Origin of the sequence: Catenovulum sp. SX2 (assembly GCF_052056295.1) — a bacterium.
GTDB lineage: Bacteria > Pseudomonadota > Gammaproteobacteria > Enterobacterales > Alteromonadaceae > Catenovulum.
In genome coordinates, this window is the sequence record NZ_CP182493.1 from 2,077,285 (window position 1) to 2,098,512 (window position 21,228).

Here is a 21,228-nt window from a genome sequence, read left to right on the forward strand (position 1 = left end):
AAACTTACATCTAGCTCAACACGCTGAACTTGGAATTTTTCTAGCCAAGTTCAGCTTAAATATCTGACCAAAACTCATTTAAAATCAATTCTCTGCAATTTCTCTATCTCAACCTCATTTAGTTTCCGCAACAAAAGTTTAAATATTTTTACACATTTACCCTTGATCAATAATACTACTATAGTATGATAAAAAGGTTTTTAACATTTAAAACACATTTTGTTACAACTAAATTGCTTTCACTCACACACAAAATTTGGAGGCTTCATGCACTCAGCACGCAGTAAAATGTTAGGTTTAGCTTGTGGATTATTATCATTAGCAAGCTGGCAATCATATGCAATAGACAGCGGTGTTTATACAATAGCTTCAAAACATACAGGGCAGTTAGTAGAAGTAGGCGGCGCAAATGCAAGCGACGGCGCAAATATCAATCAATGGCCAAGCAATGGTCACGACACGCAAAAATGGTTAATTACCCCAACTGACGACGGCTATTACTCACTGATCAACTTAAGCAGTGGTAAAGCGATGGAAGTGTATAACTTTGATACCGAAAACGGCGGTAACATCACGCAATGGGAATACTGGGGCGGCGATACGCAAAAGTGGGAAGTTAACGACCTTGGCAACGGCGAATATTATTTAATTAACAAACACAGTGGTAAAGCACTCGATTTATTAGGTTTTAACACAGCCAATGGCGGTAATATCGGCCAGTGGTCTTATTCAGGCAACAATGCACAGCGTTGGGCTTTCACTAAAGTTGCTAACATCGAAAATGCACCTTGGGACCCATCTACTACTAATGGCGCAGCCAACCATTGGGCACTTAGCGGCAATTTAGTTACCCATGATCCAACAATAGGTTACGAAAACGGTACTTGGTGGATTTTCCAAACAGGCCCAGGTATTTATGGTAAATGGTCATCAGACGGTGTGAACTGGAATGGCGCTGCAGCTATTTTCCCGAACGGTTTAAGTTGGTGGCAACAATACGTACCAGAGCATGATGGTATGGATATTTGGGCACCTGAGCTAAAACACTACAATGGTCGTGCTTATTTATACTATTCAGTTTCTACCTTTGGTTCACGCGTTTCAGCTATTGGTTTAGCTTCAGCTTCTAGTGTTGCAGCAGGCGATTGGCAAGACGAAGGTGTAGTGGTTAATACTACTAACAGCAACGATTACAACGCAATTGACCCTGATTTAGTATTAGATAAAAACGGCGCACCTTGGTTAGTATTTGGTTCGTGGAACTCAGGTATTAAATTAAAGCGCATCAATCCAATTACTATGAAACCTTATGGCTCGTTATATTCGTTAGCTAGCCGCTCAGGTGGTATTGAAGCACCTACGGTAATTTATCGCCAAGGTTACTACTACTTATTTGTGTCAATTGGTAAATGTTGTGCAGGTGTAGACAGCACTTATCAAATTGCTTACGGCCGTGCAACTGACATCCGTGGCCCATACTTAGATAAAAATGGAGTGGATATGATGAATAGCGGTGGCTCTATTTTAGACGCAGGTAACAATGTTTGGGTTGGTCCAGGCGGACAAGATATCTTAAACACTGACGTTATTGTTCGTCACGCTTACGATGCAAATGACAACGGCACGCCTAAGTTATTAATCAGCACTTTGAACTGGGATTCAAACGGCTGGCCGCGTTACTAGTTTCTTGTTAGACGCAATTTTATGGGCGCTTTATGCGCCCTTTTTTGTATTGGCGGCTTATTCTAATCATAAATGGCAAAATTTTGATTAGATTAAGCGTAATAATCTCATCATAACTTGGCCAGTAGCTGTGCTAATTTATCCAAATGCTCCTTATCACCATTAAATAAATGTAAGCTGCTGATTTATTGTCTTGATCTAACTGTGATATTTGGCCTTGTAAAATTAGCTGAGATGCGTGTGCATTAATCAATAATTTTGTATAAGCATCCGTATTTACCTGGTGCTGATCACTATTTTATACAGCGCGACAAATGGATTAAATACAGGAAGCATAATGCTTTGGTAGAAAAATTTGCGAAATAACAATTCGAATTGCTGGGTTTATTGCCTTTAGAAAGCTTGCGTATGCGGGGAAACTCGCACGTACGGTTCTTGGGAGGGCGATGATCAGTAATGATCATCGCCTATCCGACAAACAACAACTCATTTTCAAAATAATTTACACAACTGAAGAGCCAACGCAAAGCACCAAACCTATTATAAAATGGAACAATCGAAACAACTTGTGTTTATCACTATTAGCATACAGTGGCTCAGCTATGTATAGAGTGTACATAGTTCTACTCAATAAAAATGGGTAAACCCACTGGTAACCCGCTAAGAATAACATGGTTGCCCAAAGCCAATCTTCAGATAACGGTCTTTCAGCAATTAATACTCCCCCACCTAAGAAAGCGGCAAAAGATGCTGCTACCAACAGTAATGTTTTCAACTTACTTATCCTTTTCTTCATCAACTACGACTTGGTACGATAAAATTATTAACGATATGTAACATATCTTACCGATCACACGTTATTCCTATACCGAACAAAAACCATAGTTAAAGCAGCTAACGCAAAGAAGCTGAATACATATCTAAAGCTGAGTTTGGTGTCGTACCAATAATCTTTTAGATATTTATTTATGTATCAATAAGTTAGTATCAACTAGCAGCTTAGTGTCAAAATCACATACTTCATGACCCAACTTAACCTTGTACTTGAATTCAATCGAAATGAAACACGCTTGATTCTAACTTTTCATTCAAAAGCTCATATTCAACAAACACATTAACCCCTGGCGTTAAGTAAACAGCTTCAGAGGTTAATTGACTATTTGATAGTATCAATGCCCCTTCACAAGCATCTTCAACATAAATCAAACGCCGCGTAATTTTTTCCTTCGAATCACAATAACTAACAATCCAATCAGAGCTTTCAAAATCGAACTTGGAATAAATAATCAATTTAGGAAGTCGCAAGTTCAAAGCGCTATGAATAATAAAACCGGAAACGCCCCCTAGCAGGAAAATCCATATAAACCTTTTTGCCATTTTAATCCTTATCCACTAACCATTTATTCCTGCATTTGCTACTTGTCGTAAAAATCTTTGAGCGAAAATAAAAGAATCAATCCTGTAATTAATATACTTCCCACAAATATAAGTAAAGTACCTAAAGCTAAGCTTGCAATAGTGATATCAGTTTCACCACGTAGATACTTAACAAAAGTCATACATGTGACTGCAATCACGAAGGAAGTAATAACATACTTAAAGCAAATTTTTGCATTAAACCACATTTTATCTTTGTTTATTTTCATATTATTTAAACGATCCACTTGAATCTGCGTACTTTATAAATACTTGGTAACTATCTATTTTTTGCTTTAGCTCTCAGATAAATCTAAAGCAGATTGCCAAGCAAACTACCAATTTTAATTCCTCTTTCCGATTCACTGAGCTGTTCAAAAGCCTGTTTATTTTTTACCACAAATGGGAAAACAAGGGCTGACACAATCAAAATCACTATCATGCCCACAGTAAACACAATTGCAAAAAGAACAAGTTTACTAAACAAAGTACTTTCATCGCCGGACAAAAACACACTGCCAGCAGTAAAAAGAGCAGTATAGATATATAGATCTGAAATTATTTTCTTTTGTGCATTTATTAAAACCTTGAGGTTTAAAATGTTGTTTTTTATATATGTTAATTTCGTCATAGTTAGCTTCACATCAGCATATTAAAAATATGTTTAATTGTGGTAGTCCTTATTCTAGTTTCAACAAGTCAAGTGTTGGCTTATTCACGTCCGCTAAACTTCGAAAACAATCAAACTCACCAACTTTAACAATTGCTATTGAGAGTATCGCTTGCTTAACGTCAAATGCGTCGTCATAAGGAAATGTCCAATATACTGGTGCGTTAACTCGGCCTGACTCGTCTGCCTCCAATATAGATATGTGTGAGGCTATCGAATCAAAATAACTTCGAGAAAATTGTTTGGTGTTTTGTTCTCGCAACATTAAACAACTTAAGTTGAAACCTTGGAGGTTGCCATCGGGTTTAAAGGCTGTCACGCCGCCATAAATGTACACACTGTTATTTTTAACTTTAAAGCTATCAATGGCAGCTTGAACCAAATATCCCTGATAGCTAGTTGATACTTGCTGCTTTATGTCACCACTGCGACAAGCTGCTAGTAAAACTGAAGTTAAAACAAATATTAGAGTAAAACTGAGTTTTTTTGCTTGTTCCATCATTAACTATTCCATTAATTTTCTTCGTTTTTTATCACCTTACTCATAATCATCTCGGCATAAATACATCAAAACAATCGTCCAAATTATCGTACCAGCAGGGTTAATTCTGCTTTACCAACTGCAGCACCTTATTGTCACCACCATCTCTTACCGCGATAAATATCTCTCCAGCAGGCGATACGGCAACATCACGAATGCGGCCTTGGTCTTTAACCAATAGTTCATCACTAATTACTTGTTGGTCTTTAACCACTAAACGGCGTAACTCTTGTTTCGCAAGGGAAGCTAATAACAAGTTGTTTTGCCATTTGGCGAAGGTTTTACCTTGGTAGAATTCCATACCTGCGGTGGCTATGGATGGTACGTAATAATGTTTAGGTTGTTGCATACCCTCTTGATGGGTTTTGTCTGAAATAGGTTGGCCGTTGTAGTTTATGCCGTAGGTAATTACTGGCCAGCCATAGTTTAAGCTAGGCTCTATTAGATTAATTTCATCACCACCACGCGGGCCGTGCTCACTTTCCCAAATTTCATTGGTCACTGGGTGTAAAGCTAAGCCTTGCGGATTTCTGTGGCCATAACTCCAAATAGTTGGCAGTGCATCTTTAGTATTAACAAAAGGGTTGTCGGCTGGAATTTTACCGTCTTCAGTTAAGCGGTGAATTTTCCCGTTAGCTTTAGATAAATCTTGCGCCATGTGCATACGGCCGCGATCACCTATTGAGAAATATACATAACCGTCGCGAATAACTATGCGCGAGCCAAAGTGAGCACCCGATGCTATGTGTAAATCATGCGGTGCACGGTAAACAACTTCTTGGTTTACCCATTTATTATTGATGATTTGTCCGCGCATCAGCGTAGTCATGCCTGCATCTTTACCGTCTTGTTTTGCGCCGGTGTTTTCAGCAAAGGTTAGGTAAATCCACAGTTTTTTCGGATATTCTGGATGAACCAATACATCCAACAAACCACCTTGGCCATTCAACCAAATTGTTGGTGTGTCAGCTATTTTGTATTTCTCGCCCGTACTTTTTAACAACCAGACATCACCGGCTTTTTCGGTAATTAAACTGTCGCCATTCGGCAAGAAACTCATACCCCATATTTCTTCGTCAAACTCAGCGACTGTTTTCAGCGAATAAGCATAATCTTGGCTTTGGAACACCTCGCCTTTTTGGGTCACTTGTTGTGGTTGTTGGTTACCTTTTTGCTCTTGAATATATACAGCTAAACCTTGAATCAATTCATCGGATAAAGCGTGTTTCCACGCTGGCATACCCATTTGTGGATTACCGTCGCTAATACTTTTAGCGATCTCAGTTGCTGAACTGCCGCCTTTCCATTCGTCATCAATTAAACTTGGCCCCATGCCACCTTGTAGTTTTTTGCCATGACAACTGGCACAGTTTTCTGCATATACATCTTCCACAGAAGTTGGTTTGGCTGCACACGCAGCTGAAAATGCAGCAACTGCAAGGGCTATTAACTTTAATTTCATGGGGTTCTCCAATGTTTTTTTACTTTATGTTTGGTTCGGAGTCGCTTAACACTCAAGGCTGTCAGCCCTCTTAAGCATGACTTTCGCATAATTAGCAGCTCTAAGTCATTGCTTCAGTGAGCTTACATCCTTTCGCTAGTTTCAGACACTATTCCTATATCGCAAAAAAAATGTCCGAACGCATGTACTAGAGCAATAATTAGGAGCAAAACTTCAATCGCCATGGATGGCGTTTGCGAGCTTACAAGGATGTACTTGCAGCGTTTTTGCGATAATTATGCTCTAGTGCATGTATACTCCGTGACCAGCTGCGCCTAATATTGATAACTCACTTGCGCAAATACCCTACTCGGCTGTCCAACAAAATACCTATCATTACCATAGGCAAAATCCGCACGCTCGGCATAGGCTTTATCAGTAATATTTAACCATTGCACAGCCAAACGCCAATTATCAGCCATGGCAAAACTCGCACGGATATTATGTAACAAATGGCCAGCATAACTATGCTGATTTTCAGCATCCGTGTAATAGTCTGACATATAAACAGACTCAAATTCTAACTTAATTCTATCCGCCCATGTATAGGCTAATTGTTGGCTAGCGATTAGCCTTGGCGCTGTATCTATATCATTGCCGATAAATTGTTTTTTGTATTTATGTCTAGCCCAAATAGCTTGTAGTGAATACTGCCAATTAGAGTTAAGTTGATAGGCCAAATTTCCTTCTAAACCTGCATGTTGCGTGCGCTCATCATTTACATACAAACGCTGTGAATTCTGTGCTATCACATTGTGTTTGTGCATATTAAACACAACTGCCGTTAACTTAAGCTTATCGGTTAAATACTCAATGCCCAGTTGAGTATTGTAGGCAGTTTCAGCGTCTATTGTTTGTTGCTCGGCATTTTGTAAACGGTACAACTCCATAATATGCGGTGCACGGTAAGCTTTATCAAACTTAATATGTGCGCTGATTTGTGCATTAAGCTGCCACACAGGCATTAAACTAAAACTCACATCGGCAAAACTATCATCTCGACTGGCAGGACGATAATAACGGCATGGTGCCATACTGCATGGCTCACCGTTTTGTTGATTATTGCCATCATCTAAATAGTTAGTGTATTGATAATTTATTTGCTCAAAACGAATGGCATTTTGCCAATAAAAATTATCCGACCAAAGCCAACTCCAATCGGCCGCTACCGACAGTGTTTGCATATCTACGGCAAAATCATACTGTTGCCCTTGCGGCAAAATCGAGTTTAAAAAAGCAGATCCGCTGTCTGTTGGCCAAGGTTGATATTGTTTCACTTCACCTTGAGTATTTTCTAACTGACTAGAGAAATCTATATGGTGATTACCCAACTCCATCTGCCAATGGCCTATCACACCTAAACTTGTATGTTGATTATTTTCAATTGGTGTACCCGGCAAATAATGCATTAAAAAGTCCATTTTATTGTTGCGCAGATAAGGGGATAGTTTAACCAAGCTGCCATCCGCCAACTGAGTTTGCGCATGTACAGTTAAGCGCTGACTTTGCGCTTTGCGATAGGCATTGTCCAAACTATTTTGTTTGGTCAGCTCTCTATCTAAATAAGCTTTGTCACCCGCTTGAATATATCCAGCTGTGATTTGATCTAAATCTTGCACTGATAAGCTGGTATCTAACCGCCAATCAGCTAGTTGACCACTGTGTTTAGCCAGTAATTTATATTGTTGATAACCCGAATTCTGTTGGTAGCCATTAGTATCAACCCAGTCACCAGCAAATAAAAAATCACCAATATTCGATTCTTGATTGTGTCTAAGCTGCAGTTTGGTTAATTGATTTGCCCCCAAACCGAGTTTTACTTGATTAGCTTGCTCAAATGGTTTTGGTGTAACTACATTAATCATGCCGTGAATTGCATTACTACCGTATCTTGCGGAATTTGCGCCGTTAACCACTTCTATTGTGCTTGCTAGTTCAAAAGCGGAATCAAATAACTGGTTAACATTACAAAAACCACTGGCACGCAGCGGTATGCCATCTTCTAAAGTTAAAAACTCACCACATGCGCCTGCGCCGGTAAATACAGGTGAGCGCATTGCCAATAAGGATTCTTGACCATTGCCACGGCTTAACCAAGTGCCGGCTGTGCGCGATAATACTTGGTTTAAATGTTGGGCTTGTAAAAGCTCTAAAGACTGTGAGTCAATTTGCTGATAATCCGCCAATTGCATAATCGATGCATTGCTTTTTGATGAAATAACTTGAATGCGTTCAATTGGTTTTTCTGTAGTTTTAGCTGTGACTTGCTGGCATAAGAGTAAACAGATTAAACAAGTTCTAAATATATTGAGCATGAACAAAGCGGTTTAGAAGAATTTGCGACATTTTGCCAGTTAAATGTCGATAAATGAAGGTGTGAGCAGTAAGGGATTAAGGCAGAATAGCATTCCGCCTTAGGCAAAACAAAAGTTACTTAGTACCCCACACAGAAACACCTGCGCTAGACAAGGCACTGAAGGTTGGTACTAATTGGCTAGTTGCCGCATTGTATTGCCAGCTCGCAACACCATTGAAAGTACCTAAACCATTTAAAGTAATTTGGAATTTATTACCACTTTGGATCCACCAAGTACCAGATTGAGAGCCAGACACTGTGCCATCCGCATTTAACTGGATGTTAACTGACTGCTTAGCTGTGGTGTTGATATCTTTCTCGTGATTAACAAATTTAAAGCTGCCAACCATGTCGTAGAAATCCACCTTGTTTGCGCCATTTAACTGCGCGTATCTTTGTGGCGCAACTACCGGCCAACCGTCCGCATTCATAAACATTTCATGCACACGAACTTGGTGGAATTCGCCAGAATTTGGAAAACGAGTATGGAATACTAAGAAGTATTGACCTGTATCTGAGTTATACACAGTTGATTGATGGCCTGGTGCTAAATAACCATATTCACCAGCAAACTCAAAACCACCCATTAATTTCATACCATATGGTGCAATTGAGTTGCGATCACCACGTACATTCGCCATGTTGTTGCCTTGCGCATCATAATATGGGCCGTCAGGCGAAGTTGCACGAGCAACACGTACGTTATAACCACCGTCTGATGCTAAACCACCAAACGAGCTAAACAAATAGTAGTAACCTGTTTCTGGGCTGTATTGAATAAATGCCGCTTCTATATGGCTGTGATCACCACCTAATAAGTGTTTACCATAACCTTGACCTGCATATGGTTTACCTGTTGCTGGGTTAGCTTCTAAAATAAAGATACCACCAGAATACGAACCATAAACTAACCACATTTTGCCGTCGTTGTCATAAAACGCGTGTGGATCTACTGCATTTGGATGAATAGTCGGGTCGTAAATTTCACCGGCATTTTCACTTTCTTGACCCCACATACCTGATTTTAAGATCAAGCCTGTGTTTGAATACGCACCTTCAACATTCCAGCTAGTCGCAACACCTGTGTAACCGCGTGGCTCTGTCATTAAACTTTGATTGTAATAATAAGCGTATTCACCTGTGCTAAGTTGTACAACATCCGCTGCCCACAAGGCTGTATTGTCGCCAGTCCAAGCAAAACCTTCAGCAAGTTCATTGGTGAGGTTATAGCCAAATAAAGGGTTGTTGTTATTCACGCCTTCAGATACTAAAGTCCAATTCATTAAATCGGTCGATTTAGCCGATGCTGCGAACGAGCCAAAAATGTAGTAAGTTTTTTGACCATTGACTGTGGTTTCAAAAATTGACGGATCGTGCACTGTAACATCAGTAAATTGCGAGCTAGCAAGGGTTGGGTTTGCATAAGTTGCATGGTCTAATGTCCACTGTTGTGGCGCACCCGCCCAATAAGTCCACTGGGCAATATTAGCGCTGTTAGCTGTTGAAAAATTATAAACTTCAGCCGCTTTACCTGAGTGTTGATTGATTAAACCGTAATTACCATTAGACAAGGCATCTAATGTCCACAACTGTGTAGGTCCCCCCCAGTAAGCCCACTGGACAATGTTGGCACCATCAGCTGAATCAAAGTTATATACTTCTAATGCTTTTTTGCTATGAACTGAAACAATCGAATAGTTACCATTTACATTGGTAACATCCCATAACTGGTTGTTGGCGTTGGTTTGAGTGTATTGAATAATGTTAGCGCCATCTGCTGTTGAACGACCCGAAACGTCCATAACCTTGCCACTATGCGCATTTTTTAATACGTAAGTACCGTTAGTTAAAGCCGCTGCGTTAAAAGCGCTGCCAGCACCAATAGCTAACAAGATACCCGCGGTTAAATTAGAGTATTTCATAGACCTACCTTTTGTTGTGTGTGAATAGTCGTAGTAGCAGTGAATTAAAATCTCACTTTATTATTACAGTAATACTATATTAATTTAACCATCAAATGAAACCTTTTTTTAACAATAAAACAAATAAAGTTAAAATAAAGTCTTAGAGCAATATTAATTCCAGGCAAGAATAAAAGATTGTCTAGCCACATCGACTGTGGAAAAATACCGCCGAAAAATTTGAAACAAAACAAGGATTTTTATGAAAAAGGCTCTAACGGTTGCAGCTATTGCAACTACTCTTGCCGCTTGTGGAAGCTCAGGCGATGACTCTTCAACTTCAATAAACGACTACCCTACAGTTACCATTACCGCTTCTAATTCAGACGAAATTGCAACCACCACTACATTGGCGGTTTTTGACGGCTTAGGTACTGGATTAGCTGATATGGTTGTTGGTGTTGATACAGTTGAACGAGTTAGTTACCACGATTTTGTTAATCTAGATAATATTTTAAGCATACTGAAGAAAACCACAGAGCTTGAGCAGAATGACAGTGTCACTGGTGTCAAACAGACCGAAAAGGTCAATTGTGATGTATCTGGCAGCATGACCTTAGTTGTCTCTCTTTCATCTCAGGATGAAATAAAATCGGGTGATTACATTAAAACCACTATGAACAACTGTGATCAGGGTTATGGAAAAGGCTCTGGCAGCATGACGATGACCTTTTTGCGCGACACACCAGAGGAAGTATTATTAGGCTTCGGAAATTTTGAAACAGAAATGCGCTTAGAGTTTAAAAATCTAACTGTGTCTGAAGGCTCTTATAATGCTGTAAGCAATGGTACCTTTACCTTACACATAGACAATTCTTACGATGGTTATGTTTCGTCGGTTTATTCTGATCAATTCAGTATGACAACCTCTAATAGCTATGAACAGATAATCGCCAACTTTGTTAATTCCACGACCTATAATGCCAATGCTGATATTATGATTATTTACAGCAAAGGTGAGGTTGCGGATTCGATTTTAGATGGCAAAGTGTCATTTGAAACTACTGAGCCGTTTGTTTTCAACAGCTCATGGGATGACTACCCAGTTTCAGGCGAGTTAACAATGACAGGGGTAAATTCTGTATTGCAGTTAACTGCATTGTCTGACACTGAAGTTCAGCTAGAGCTAGACGATAATGCCGATGGCACTATGGATACAAGCAAAAGTTTAAGTTGGTATGAGTTTTATTAAAGCCAAAACCTCCAATAAAAGAATCAAAGAGCTAACTTTTGTTAGCTCTTTTTTGTTCGTGATTGGCATAGTTAGCCCTGCCACTTTTGCTGCTAACAAACATTTTGTTGGCTTGAGTGTGTACCTAACGGACAACCATTTTTCAGAGAAAGACAATTCAAAAACGTTAAACACTGAGAATGGCCAAATGGATGGTTTTGCTTTATCAGCAGCAACAGAGCTTGATAGCAATTGGATGATCACAGGAGATGTGATCAAACAAAGCACTAACCTAAGTTATCAAGGTTTTAGCCAAAATGGCGTAGCGATAAATACCCAAACAAAATACCAGCAGCAAGAGTACGCGTTTGCGACACGTTATTTACACCAAGCTTTTTTCACTTCAATAGGTTTAAACCACAATCGAGATAAACGTTATATTCAAGGTATTGAACAAATATCAGGTTTAAACGAAAGTTATCAGTTTAACTTTGTCACTTTGGGAGCGGGTTGGCAGAAAAATATCAGTGAAAACATACAGCTAGAAGTTGCAGCCAACTTGGGCTACTCAGTAAAATCTAGCTTAACGGTAGATTTTTTAAATAAGTACGATACAAGTAGAGGTGATCTAAACAAAGTCACTCGCTATCAGCTTAGTGCACAACTAGGGTATACACTCACTCAATCGCAGCAGTTATTATTAACTGTGCAATACCAACAAACAAACATCAGTCAAAGTGAACAATTTAACTTAACTGAGCAAGGCAAACACAAAGGTTTTTTCTACCAACCTCAACGGCAACTAGAACAAAATAGCTTGGTATTGAGTTATCGATTTTTCATGAGATAGCCGCATAACGACCTAGGCATATAAAATACTATTTTTACTGTTTGTTTAAAGTATAATACCTGCTCTACTTTCACGTAGAAAAAGCGGCTCTCAATTATGAATAAGAGCAGTATTTACAAGGAAAAGGAACATTATGTTTAAAAAAGCAATTACAGCTGCAGCCCTATTCAGTATTTCATCTCTAGCTCAAGCTCAGTGGGTAGGTGGTTTTAACTACACTGCATTTCAAGAAGATTTAGGTGAAGACATTAGCATCAGCTCAATCAACGGGGAATTAGGCTACAAATATGCAAGCTCAAGTCAATTTTCTATTATTCCAACTGTGAGATTGGGTTTTGGCTTAGCTTCTGATGAAGTTGATACTTTTTGGGATACTATCGAGTTAGAAATAGACAACTACTTTATTTTCTCTGTCCGTGCTCAATACCAATTTGACAATGGTTTTTACCTATATGCAGTTCCAAGTTACGGGACATATAAAATATCAGCAAGTATGGGCGACATCAGTGGTAGCGACAGTAGCAGTGAATTCGGTGCTGGTGTCGGTGTTGGTAAATACATCACAGACTCAACTTCGATCGAGGCAAGTTTCGAATCTGTTGACGAAACAGATTTAATCAGTATCGGTTTAAAGTTTGATTTTTAAAAGTCCATTTTAACAAACAATTAAGTGCGACCAAGGGTCGCACTTTTATCGCGTATTAAGCCTCCAAAAAATTTTCCATTTTGACGCAACTTTTTATTTGTATTTTGCAAAAATTGCGATAAATTTCGCTTCGCTAACGTGTGCAAAATCAGCCCTTCTGCATTTCTCTGGCCCACCACTTTAGCTTCCAATTAACACTTTGTTTTTACTTACATTTTGGAGATTTAGCGGTTGAACGATTCAGTTGCTTTATTACAGCTGCGTGGGCTGGAAAAGTCTTACGCTGGGCACTCGATCCTGTCTGGCTTCGATTTAACTATTTTTGATGGTGAATTTTTTACTTTATTAGGCCCGTCTGGTTGTGGCAAAACCACAATTTTAAACATGATCGCCGGTATGGAAATGCCTGATGCGGGCAATATAGTATTGCTGGGTAATGATATCAGCCAACTACCAGCCGAAAAACGTCCAATCAATACTGTCTTCCAAAGTTACGCACTATTCCCACATATGACGGTATTCGACAATGTTGCATTCGGTTTGCGTATGCAAGGTGTGGATAAAAAACAAATTAAACCGCGTGTTGTTGAAGCACTAGAAATGGTGCAACTCGCCCATTTGGCAGATAGAAAACCTGCACAACTATCTGGCGGTCAGCAGCAACGTGTAGCTATTGCCCGTGCTGTGGTTAATCAACCTAAAGTATTGTTATTAGATGAGTCTTTATCTGCACTTGATTATAAATTGCGTCAACAAATGCAGTTAGAGCTTAAGCGTTTACAGCGCAAACTCGGCATTACTTTTATTTATGTAACACACGACCAAGAAGAAGCTTTATCTATGTCTGATCGCATTTTGGTTATGCATCAAGGCAAAGTGCAGCAACTTGGCACACCGAGACAAATTTACGAAAACCCAGCCAACCTGTTTGTCGCGCGCTTTATTGGTGAGATAAATCAACTCGACGGTGAAATTGTTAGTGTCGATGGTGATCATACTTACGATGTCAAAGTCGAAGGTTTGCAATGGACATTAAAAGCACAGCACAACTTCACAGCCGGTGATAAGGTGCATGTTTTGTTGCGCCCTGAAGATTTACGCGTTGAGTATATTGATGATTTTCATGCTAGCCAATACCTAGTCGGCACTGTGGTTGAACGTAATTACAAAGGCAAAACCTTAGATTCATTAATTCGCTTAGGCTCAGGTATAGAAGTACTTGCCAGTGAGTTTTTTAACGAAGATGATCCATCATTTGACTACAGGCCAAATCAAAAAGTCGCATTAAAATGGGTACCCGGCTGGGAAGTGGTTATGCCAGCTGAAAAAAGTGAAGCTGCAGCATGAAGCTGAATAACTTCACATTCAACTGCGGCATCTTTAAATGCCTTGCTATTGGTTTAGCCAGTTTATGGTTAACCCTGTTTGTGTTTTTTCCAAGTGTATTGGTGATGGTCACCAGTTTTTTAACCCGTGATCCACAAAACACAGTTGCATTGCCAGTTAATATCGCCAACTATCAAAAAGCATTTGATCCTCTGTATCTACAAGTGTTTCTCGACTCACTGACTATGTCGGTACTGGCGACTATCTGCTGTTTGTTAATAGCATATCCGTTTGCTTTAGCAATCAGTAAGTTAGATAAACGCTGGCAAGCAATTGCGTTATTTTTGATGATAGTGCCATTTTGGACCAATTCCCTAGTGCGCACCTATGCGATTCAATTTATTTTGGGTAAACAGGGATTAATCAACAAAGCTTTATTAGCGCTTGATGTGATTGATAAACCTTTACAACTTATGTACACCCAAGGCGCTGTGATAATTGGCCTATGTTATATCTTGCTGCCCTTTATGGTGTTGCCGCTGTTTTCATCTCTTGAAAAACTCGACAGCAAGTTAGAGTTGGCTGCTCAAGACTTAGGAGCAAATGCTTGGCAAAGGTTTTGGCACATTACTATTCCTCAGACTATGCCAGGCATAGTCGCAGGTTGTTTAATGGTGTTATTACCTTCTATGGGCATGTATTACATAGCTGATTTATTGGGTGGTGCGAAAAATTTATTGCTCGGCAATGTGATTAAAACCCAGTTTTTAAATACGCGTGATTGGCCATTCGGTTCTGCATTTAGCGTATTACTTATGTTGTTATTGGCCTTTATGTTGTGGCTGTATTTTAGAGCGGCGAAGTTTGCCAACAAACAAGGAGGTTTAGGTGATGCGAATTTTTAGTAAATTGTATATCGCGCTCATTTTAAGCCTAATTTATCTGCCTATGTTTGTGTTGGTGATTAACTCATTTAACCAATCTAAATACGGGGTTAAGTGGGGTGGCTTTACTACCAACTGGTATACAAAACTATTTAATAACGATGGGCTTATTCAAGCAGCGCTCAACTCGTTAACTGTGTCAGTTATTGCAGCGACAGCTGCAACTGTTATTGGCACATTAGCGGCGGTTGCTTTGCATAGATATCAATTTAAAGGCAAAGCTTTATTGTCGTCTATGGTGTTTGTTGCCATGTTGACGCCTGAAATTGTGATGGCGATTGCGCTGCTAATCGTCTTTATCAGCTTAGGTATCACTTTAGGATTTGTCTCTCTGGTTATCGCGCATATTACCTTCTGCCTACCTTTTGTCATTGTGGCTGTGTACGCGCGCCTCAAAGAATTTGATATGCGTATGCTCAATGCCGCCAAAGATTTAGGTGCAAGTGAGCTACGTATATTTATTGAAATTATCCTGCCATTAATTTTACCTGCGGTGATTTCTGGTTGGTTGCTAAGTTTTACCCTGTCGCTAGACGATGTGATAGTCAGCGCATTTGTCACAGGGCCGGGCTATGAAATATTGCCGTTAAAGGTGTATTCCATGGTAAAAGTGGGTGTTTCACCCGAAGTTAACGCCATTTCAACGCTACTGTTGGTGGTGTCACTGACTATTGTCATTATTTCTCAACTACTTATTCGTAAGGATAAAACCCAATGAAAAAATTACTTTCAGTGATGATGGCAGCAGTTATCGGTGCAACTGGTTGCTCTGAAAAACCGGCTTCTGAACAAACTGCAGCTGCTAAAGCTAAACCACAAGAAAAAGTGGTTATTTACAACTGGACTGAATACATTCCTGCAGACGTATTGGCTCAATTTACCGAGGAAACTGGTATTGAAGTTGAGTATGCAACATACGAAAGCAACGAAGCTATGTATGCCAAAATCAAGTTGTTAAAGGGTGAAGGTTACGACATCGCTGTGCCTTCTACTTTTTACGTGGAAAAAATGCGTAAAGAAGGTTTATTACAACCAATTCAAGCAGCTAAGTTAAGCAACTACGCTAACTTAGATGAAAACATGTTGAACAAAGATTATGACCCAAATAATCAATTCAGCATTCCTTATTTATGGGGCAGCACTGCTATCGCTGTAAACAGTGATGTTATTGATCCAGCGTTAATTACTAGTTGGCAAGATTTATGGCGCCCTGAAGTTGCTGGCGAATTAATGTTAATGGACGATGTACGTGACATCATGGGTGTTGGTTTAGCGGTTAAAGGTTTTGATGACAACACCACCAACGAAGCTGAAATTGAAGCTGCTTATATGGCATTACAGTCGTTGTGGTCAGGCGTGAAAATGATCAACTCTGATTCGCCAAAAACACCATTAATTCAAGGCAATGTAAATATTGGTGTGATGTGGAATGGTGAAGCTTATATGGCGCAGCAAGAAATGCCGAGCATTGAGTTTATTTACCCGTCTGAAGGTGCAATTGTTTGGGTAGACAGCTTTGTTATTCCTAAAGGTGCAGCGAATGTTGAAAACGCGCATAAATTTATAGACTTTATGTTACGTGCACAAAGCGCTAAAGCAGCAATTGAAGAGTTAGGTTATGCTGCGCCAAACAAAGCTGCTATGGAGTTGTTAGCACCTGAGTTACGTGACAATAAGATCATCTTCCCAGATGCGGAAGATATTCAAAAAGGTCGTATTCACAAAGATTTAGGTGAATCAATTTTAGTATTTGAAAAATACTGGGAAAAATTAAAAGCGGGTGTTTAATACTCGGTTTTCTACAAGGTGGTTGAGGGTTTAACCTTAGCCACCTTTTATTTTAGCGCTTCTACTGAGTGCTCTGTGGGTCGAAGCTAAATGGGGTATTACTCACAAAAACGCTTCAAGGCTCTCCCTAGCTCGCTCGCACAAGATATCCCTCTCTTGTGAAGTTTTGTTCGCAACACCCCCATTCACCTTCTCAGCCGTTGTGTCGCGGTATTTTTGTTTTGATTGATTTTTATGCTCGACCAGCGTAGCTTTATACCAAGTCTATTTCACCATTCGGAGTATCTGTGATGAATGTCGAACAATTGCACCCACACTACATAACTGATGCTGAAGGCCATAAAACTTCAGTGGTCATACCAATTGAACAATTTCAGGAATTAATGGAAGATATTCAAGATCTTGCCGCTGCGGCAGAGCGACGAGATGAAAGTTCAACTAGCCACGACGCTCTCATTGCTGAATTAAAAAACGATGGCTTGCTATAAAATTCAGTGGAAAAACTCGGCAAAAAAAGAGTTAAAAAAATTAGAGCGAAAATTCATACCTAACATAGTTAATGCTGTAACAGCCCTCGCAGAAAACCCTAGACCAACAAACTCCTAAAAGCTTGTTGGCAGTGAGCACACATATAGAATTCGCATTAATGACTACCGCGTAGTCTATTCAATAGAAGACGACATATTACTAATAGAAATCATCCGAGTTCGTCACCGCAAAGAAGTATATAAAAAACAATTGTAAATTATCTGTAAACCTCTACCCACGCTAATATGCAATGCACAATTTCAATGATATAAATCGCCCCAATAACCAAGCGCGATCACATCAATTCTGGTTAGATTTTTAGTACCACACAAATAGGTAAATCTAATGAAAAAAGTAATTTCTAGTTTAATCGTGTTAACCGCTTTATTTGGCCAAACAGCTTTTGCTGGTGAAAAAATTAGCAAAGAAGAACGTCAGGTTTTATCAAAAGAATGCCGTGCAGAACTAAAAGCGTCAGGTACAGATTTAACCGATAAAGAAGCAGTCAAAACTTTGGTTAAAGAATGTGTCAAAGGCAAGATTAAAGCGAAAAGCTAACAAATAACTAAACCAGATTTCTACAGTCAAATTGCATCAATGTAATTTGACTGTTTACTTAACATTCTCCAGCCAATTCGAAATTACAATTGAAACCTCCAACATCAGCCGACAAATTTGCTGCAAAAAGCAACTATTTCTTGTCTGAGGGCCGATTGTATGCTATTTATACGCCCCTAAATGCAAATCGTCTCTTTTGCAGGTATCGAATTAAGATGAATTTCCGAATTATGATTAAATTAGTCGTCGTCAGCGTGGTGGTGCTTCTCACTTCACCGCGGGGGTATGACTCGGTTTAATTATAATTAACCAGACTAACATAAACCCTCGCGTCGCAAGACTCGGGGGTTTTTTGTTTTAGTCGTTATTAAAAGATAAAGGGTAAGTTATGACCGGCGCTGAACTGGTTTTAAAAGTTTTACAACAACATGGCGTTAAGCACATTTTTGGTTACCCAGGTGGTGCCATCATGCCAATTTATGACGCTTTGTACGACTCAGACGTACAACACTTCTTATGTCGTCACGAACAAGGTGCGGCATTCTCAGCTATTGGTTATGCACGCTCTACCGGTAAAGTTGGTGTCTGTATGGCAACTTCAGGCCCAGGCGCAACTAACCTAGTAACAGGTTTAGCTGATGCTATGATGGACTCAGTCCCTGTTGTCGCTATTACAGGTCAGGTATTCAGCAGCCTGATCGGCACTGATGCGTTCCAAGAAATGGATGTTTTAGGCATGTCCTTGTCTATTACTAAACACAGCTTTTTAGTTCAAAGCTTAGATGAGCTAGCGGATGTATTACATCAGGCGTTTGAATTAGCTCAGTCTGGCCGTCCGGGTCCTGTGTTAGTTGATATCCCTAAAGACATTCAAATTGGCAGTGTTGATTTTGAACCTTACCCAATTAATGACAAACAGTTTCCAGCAATCGACCAAGATGCAGTCACTACTGCACGCGATTTAATTGGCGCGGCGAAAAAACCACTATTCTATATAGGTGGTGGTGTTGGTTTAGCTGATGCAATTGACGAGTTACAAGACGTTTTGGAATATAGCCAAATTCCGGCAATTTCAACCTTAAAAGCTTTGGGTACAGTACCGGGTGATTATGCTTACAACTTAGGTTTTGTTGGTATGCATGGTAACCAAGCTGCCAATTTAGCCGTACAAGAATGTGATTTGTTAATTTGTACTGGTGCGCGTTTTGATGACAGGGTAACAGGTAAGTTAGATACTTTTGCACCAAATGCTAAAGTTATTCACTTAGATATAGACCCAGCAGAAATCAGCAAATTGCGTACCGCTGATGTAGCGATTTTAGGTGATTTCAAACAAATTTTGCCGCAATTAAAAGTTGCGCCACATACACCTGAATGGTTAGAGCGCGTTGGCGGTTTAATCACTGAATTTGCTTGGCGTTACGACTACCCAGGCGAGAATATTTATGCGCCAAAATTGTTAAACCAATTAAGCAAAGCATTACCAGAAGATCACGTAGTCAGCTGTGACGTTGGTCAACACCAAATGTGGGTTGCACAACATATGTTATTTAGCTCACCACGCAATCATTTATCTAGTGGTGGCGCAGGTACTATGGGCTTTGGTTTGCCATCAGCAATTGGTGCACAAGTAGCACGCCCTGATGCAACTTCAGTTGTGGTATCAGGTGACGGTTCATTTATGATGAACGTACAAGAATTAGGTACAATTAAACGCTTTAGCTTGCCAGTTAAAATAGTTTTATTAGACAACCAGCGTTTAGGCATGGTGAAACAGTGGCAAGAATTATTTTTTGAAGAGCGTTACTCAGAAACAAATTTAAGCGATAATCCCGACTTTATTACGCTGGCAAAAGCTTTTGACATACCAGCCATTAGCATAAGCAAAGCAGATGAGATTGACCAAGCAGTTGAACAATTTGTTCAAAGCAAAGGGCCAATTTTACTACATGTACAAATTGACGATAAAGACAACGTTTGGCCGTTAGTTCCGCCAGGTAAAGCAAACCACGACATGATAGAGGGCAACTAAGATGACACATACCATTAATTTGATCGCACAATCTCGACCAGAAACAATGGAACGTGTATTGCGAGTCGTCCGCCACCGTGGTTTCGCACTAAACGCTGTTGAAATGAAAAATTGCGATAAAAACAATACAGTCAACATTCAATTAACTGTATCGGGCGAGCGACCTATCAGCAATTTAGAACATCAATTGAAAAAATTATACGATGTGACTGAGTTAGAATTAAACTCTGCACTTTCACAATCAGCCGTAGCAATGAATGCATAATTTTCAGGACATTAACAATGAGTAAATCTAATTATCCAGAACTAATTTGGTACAATGGCAAGGTTATTCCATGGCAAGAAGCAACAGTGCATATTGTTTGTCATGCAATTCATTACGGTTCATCAGTATTTGAAGGTGTACGTTGTTACGACACGCCAAAAGGTCCAGCTATTTTCCGCTTAAAAGAACATACACGTCGTTTGTTCGATTCAGCTAAAATCTACCGCTTTGAAATTCCTTTCACCCAAGAAGAAATTAACCAAGGCTGTAAAGACATTATCAAAGAAAACGGCTTAAAAAGTGCTTACTTACGTCCGTTTGCATTTATGGGTGCACACGGTTTGGGTTTAAATCCACCAAAAATGCCATTAGAAACATCTATTATGGCGCTAAACTGGGGTTCATATTTAGGTGACGAAAGTTTAGAAAGCGGTGTTGATGCAGCTATTACTTCATGGAATCGTTTAGCACCTAACACTATGCCGACTGGTGCAAAAGCTGGTGGTAACTACTTATCTTCAATCTTAATCACTACTGAAGCAAAACGTCACGGTTATGTTGAAGGTATAGGTTTAGACCAAAACGGCTGTATTTCTGAAGGCGCAGGCGAGAACATCTTTGTTGTGCGTGATGGCGTTATCTGCACACCACCATTAACCAGTGGTATTTTGCCAGGTATTACGCGTAATACCTTAATCACATTAGCAGCTGAATTCGGTTACACAGTACGTGAACAAGCGATTCCGCGTGAAGCGCTATACTTAGCAGATGAAGTATTTATGTGTGGTACAGCGGCTGAAGTTGTACCTGTGCGCAGCGTAGACCAAATTACTGTGGGCAACGGTAAACGTGGTCCAATTACTGAAAAGATTCAAAAAGCTTACTTCGACCTAGTCAAAGGTGTAGGCGATGACAAGTGGGGTTGGTTAGATTACGTAAACGAATAAGCGTTTATTTGCAGTCAACTTAACCCACTTATCAAGCAGGCTACT

The 21,228-nt window shown here is 39.7% G+C and carries 20 protein-coding genes and 1 pseudogene; 14 read left to right on the top strand and 7 right to left on the bottom strand.

What is annotated here, in order from left to right; all coding sequences use genetic code 11:
• Positions 1-267: 267 nt before the first annotated feature.
• The gene (locus tag ACMZOO_RS08660) at positions 268-1,683 is read left to right on the top strand and encodes a family 43 glycosylhydrolase (protein WP_440902979.1); all 1,416 of its coding nucleotides are present in this window, start codon (positions 268-270) and stop codon (positions 1,681-1,683) included.
• 502 nt (positions 1,684-2,185) lie between these two features.
• On the opposite strand, the gene ACMZOO_RS08665 is transcribed toward ACMZOO_RS08660, so the two are convergent.
• The 7 genes from ACMZOO_RS08665 to ACMZOO_RS08695 all read right to left on the bottom strand — a co-directional run bounded on the left by ACMZOO_RS08665 (position 2,186) and on the right by ACMZOO_RS08695 (position 10,089).
• The gene (locus tag ACMZOO_RS08665; protein ID WP_440902980.1) at positions 2,186-2,458 is read right to left on the bottom strand and encodes a hypothetical protein; all 273 of its coding nucleotides are present in this window, start codon (positions 2,456-2,458) and stop codon (positions 2,186-2,188) included.
• A gap of 275 nt (positions 2,459-2,733) precedes the next feature.
• Positions 2,734-3,060, bottom strand: coding sequence for a hypothetical protein (locus tag ACMZOO_RS08670; protein WP_440902981.1), 327 nt, complete (start codon positions 3,058-3,060; stop codon positions 2,734-2,736).
• 352 nt (positions 3,061-3,412) lie between these two features.
• The gene (locus tag ACMZOO_RS08675) at positions 3,413-3,730 is read right to left on the bottom strand and encodes a hypothetical protein (RefSeq protein WP_440902982.1); all 318 of its coding nucleotides are present in this window, start codon (positions 3,728-3,730) and stop codon (positions 3,413-3,415) included.
• A gap of 49 nt (positions 3,731-3,779) precedes the next feature.
• Entirely contained in the window at positions 3,780-4,271 is a 492-nt protein-coding gene (locus ACMZOO_RS08680; RefSeq protein ID WP_440902983.1) for a hypothetical protein, read from the bottom strand.
• A 100-nt stretch (positions 4,272-4,371) separates the two neighbouring features.
• Positions 4,372-5,772 carry a PQQ-dependent sugar dehydrogenase gene (locus ACMZOO_RS08685; protein ID WP_440902984.1) on the bottom strand — a complete coding sequence of 467 codons (1,401 nt, stop codon included), beginning with the start codon at positions 5,770-5,772 and terminating at the stop codon, positions 4,372-4,374.
• A 314-nt stretch (positions 5,773-6,086) separates the two neighbouring features.
• On the bottom strand, positions 6,087-8,126 hold the full coding sequence (locus tag ACMZOO_RS08690; RefSeq protein WP_440902985.1) for a TonB-dependent receptor: 2,040 nt from the start codon (positions 8,124-8,126) through the stop codon (positions 6,087-6,089).
• Between the two features lie 115 nt (positions 8,127-8,241).
• On the bottom strand, positions 8,242-10,089 hold the full coding sequence (locus ACMZOO_RS08695; protein WP_440902986.1) for an RICIN domain-containing protein: 1,848 nt from the start codon (positions 10,087-10,089) through the stop codon (positions 8,242-8,244).
• 241 nt (positions 10,090-10,330) lie between these two features.
• Between ACMZOO_RS08695 and ACMZOO_RS08700 the strand changes: the two genes are divergently transcribed.
• The 13 genes and pseudogenes from ACMZOO_RS08700 (at position 10,331) to ACMZOO_RS08760 (ending at position 21,183) form a co-directional block, all read left to right on the top strand.
• Positions 10,331-11,320, top strand: a complete 990-nt coding sequence (locus ACMZOO_RS08700) for a hypothetical protein (RefSeq protein WP_440902987.1) — start codon at positions 10,331-10,333, stop codon at positions 11,318-11,320.
• Complete coding sequence (locus ACMZOO_RS08705; RefSeq protein WP_440902988.1) at positions 11,307-12,149, top strand: hypothetical protein; 843 nt, start codon at positions 11,307-11,309, stop codon at positions 12,147-12,149. Before ACMZOO_RS08700 ends, ACMZOO_RS08705 begins: the two co-directional genes overlap by 14 nt.
• A 133-nt stretch (positions 12,150-12,282) precedes the next feature.
• Positions 12,283-12,795, top strand: coding sequence for an outer membrane beta-barrel protein (locus ACMZOO_RS08710; protein ID WP_440902989.1), 513 nt, complete (start codon positions 12,283-12,285; stop codon positions 12,793-12,795).
• A 231-nt stretch (positions 12,796-13,026) separates the two neighbouring features.
• A complete protein-coding gene (gene potA / locus ACMZOO_RS08715; RefSeq protein WP_440902990.1) occupies positions 13,027-14,142 on the top strand; it encodes a spermidine/putrescine ABC transporter ATP-binding protein PotA in 1,116 nt (371 codons plus the stop codon).
• The gene (gene potB / locus ACMZOO_RS08720) at positions 14,139-15,026 is read left to right on the top strand and encodes a spermidine/putrescine ABC transporter permease PotB (RefSeq protein WP_440902991.1); all 888 of its coding nucleotides are present in this window, start codon (positions 14,139-14,141) and stop codon (positions 15,024-15,026) included. Before potA ends, potB begins: the two co-directional genes overlap by 4 nt.
• Positions 15,013-15,783 carry a spermidine/putrescine ABC transporter permease PotC gene (gene potC / locus ACMZOO_RS08725; protein ID WP_440906294.1) on the top strand — a complete coding sequence of 257 codons (771 nt, stop codon included), beginning with the start codon at positions 15,013-15,015 and terminating at the stop codon, positions 15,781-15,783. The genes potB and potC overlap by 14 nt, the downstream gene beginning before the upstream one ends.
• The gene (locus ACMZOO_RS08730) at positions 15,780-16,853 is read left to right on the top strand and encodes an extracellular solute-binding protein (protein WP_440902992.1); all 1,074 of its coding nucleotides are present in this window, start codon (positions 15,780-15,782) and stop codon (positions 16,851-16,853) included. Before potC ends, ACMZOO_RS08730 begins: the two co-directional genes overlap by 4 nt.
• A gap of 287 nt (positions 16,854-17,140) precedes the next feature.
• Positions 17,141-17,341 carry a hypothetical protein gene (locus tag ACMZOO_RS08735; protein WP_440902993.1) on the top strand — a complete coding sequence of 67 codons (201 nt, stop codon included), beginning with the start codon at positions 17,141-17,143 and terminating at the stop codon, positions 17,339-17,341.
• A 145-nt stretch (positions 17,342-17,486) separates the two neighbouring features.
• Positions 17,487-17,597 (top strand): annotated as a pseudogene (locus ACMZOO_RS08740) (type II toxin-antitoxin system RelE family toxin); the annotation flags it as partial.
• Positions 17,598-17,726: 129 nt separating this feature from the next.
• Entirely contained in the window at positions 17,727-17,939 is a 213-nt protein-coding gene (locus ACMZOO_RS08745) for a hypothetical protein (RefSeq protein ID WP_440902994.1), read from the top strand.
• Positions 17,940-18,327: 388 nt separating this feature from the next.
• Complete coding sequence (gene ilvG / locus ACMZOO_RS08750; RefSeq protein WP_440902995.1) at positions 18,328-19,971, top strand: acetolactate synthase 2 catalytic subunit; 1,644 nt, start codon at positions 18,328-18,330, stop codon at positions 19,969-19,971.
• Position 19,972: 1 nt separating this feature from the next.
• On the top strand, positions 19,973-20,236 hold the full coding sequence (gene ilvM / locus ACMZOO_RS08755; protein ID WP_016954590.1) for an acetolactate synthase 2 small subunit: 264 nt from the start codon (positions 19,973-19,975) through the stop codon (positions 20,234-20,236).
• Between the two features lie 17 nt (positions 20,237-20,253).
• Positions 20,254-21,183: a branched-chain amino acid transaminase gene (locus tag ACMZOO_RS08760; RefSeq protein WP_016954591.1), complete on the top strand. Its 930-nt coding sequence runs from the start codon at positions 20,254-20,256 to the stop codon at positions 21,181-21,183.
• Positions 21,184-21,228 lie beyond the last annotated feature (45 nt).

Bases quoted from the DNA above. Each gene is read 5' to 3' on its own strand.
- ACMZOO_RS08660 (WP_440902979.1), top strand. From the start codon at position 268: ATGCACTCAGCACGCAGTAAAATGTTAGGTTTAGCTTGTGGATTATTA.
- ACMZOO_RS08670 (WP_440902981.1), bottom strand. From the start codon at position 3,060: ATGGCAAAAAGGTTTATATGGATTTTCCTGCTAGGGGGCGTTTCCGGT.
- ACMZOO_RS08675 (WP_440902982.1), bottom strand. From the start codon at position 3,730: ATGACGAAATTAACATATATAAAAAACAACATTTTAAACCTCAAGGTT.
- ACMZOO_RS08680 (WP_440902983.1), bottom strand. From the start codon at position 4,271: ATGATGGAACAAGCAAAAAAACTCAGTTTTACTCTAATATTTGTTTTA.
- ACMZOO_RS08685 (WP_440902984.1), bottom strand. From the start codon at position 5,772: ATGAAATTAAAGTTAATAGCCCTTGCAGTTGCTGCATTTTCAGCTGCG.
- ACMZOO_RS08690 (WP_440902985.1), bottom strand. From the start codon at position 8,126: ATGCTCAATATATTTAGAACTTGTTTAATCTGTTTACTCTTATGCCAG.
- ACMZOO_RS08695 (WP_440902986.1), bottom strand. From the start codon at position 10,089: ATGAAATACTCTAATTTAACCGCGGGTATCTTGTTAGCTATTGGTGCT.
- ACMZOO_RS08700 (WP_440902987.1), top strand. From the start codon at position 10,331: ATGAAAAAGGCTCTAACGGTTGCAGCTATTGCAACTACTCTTGCCGCT.
- ACMZOO_RS08705 (WP_440902988.1), top strand. From the start codon at position 11,307: ATGAGTTTTATTAAAGCCAAAACCTCCAATAAAAGAATCAAAGAGCTA.
- ACMZOO_RS08710 (WP_440902989.1), top strand. From the start codon at position 12,283: ATGTTTAAAAAAGCAATTACAGCTGCAGCCCTATTCAGTATTTCATCT.
- potB (WP_440902991.1), top strand. From the start codon at position 14,139: ATGAAGCTGAATAACTTCACATTCAACTGCGGCATCTTTAAATGCCTT.
- potC (WP_440906294.1), top strand. From the start codon at position 15,013: ATGCGAATTTTTAGTAAATTGTATATCGCGCTCATTTTAAGCCTAATT.
- ACMZOO_RS08730 (WP_440902992.1), top strand. From the start codon at position 15,780: ATGAAAAAATTACTTTCAGTGATGATGGCAGCAGTTATCGGTGCAACT.
- ACMZOO_RS08745 (WP_440902994.1), top strand. From the start codon at position 17,727: ATGAAAAAAGTAATTTCTAGTTTAATCGTGTTAACCGCTTTATTTGGC.
- ilvG (WP_440902995.1), top strand. From the start codon at position 18,328: ATGACCGGCGCTGAACTGGTTTTAAAAGTTTTACAACAACATGGCGTT.
- ilvM (WP_016954590.1), top strand. From the start codon at position 19,973: ATGACACATACCATTAATTTGATCGCACAATCTCGACCAGAAACAATG.
- ACMZOO_RS08760 (WP_016954591.1), top strand. From the start codon at position 20,254: ATGAGTAAATCTAATTATCCAGAACTAATTTGGTACAATGGCAAGGTT.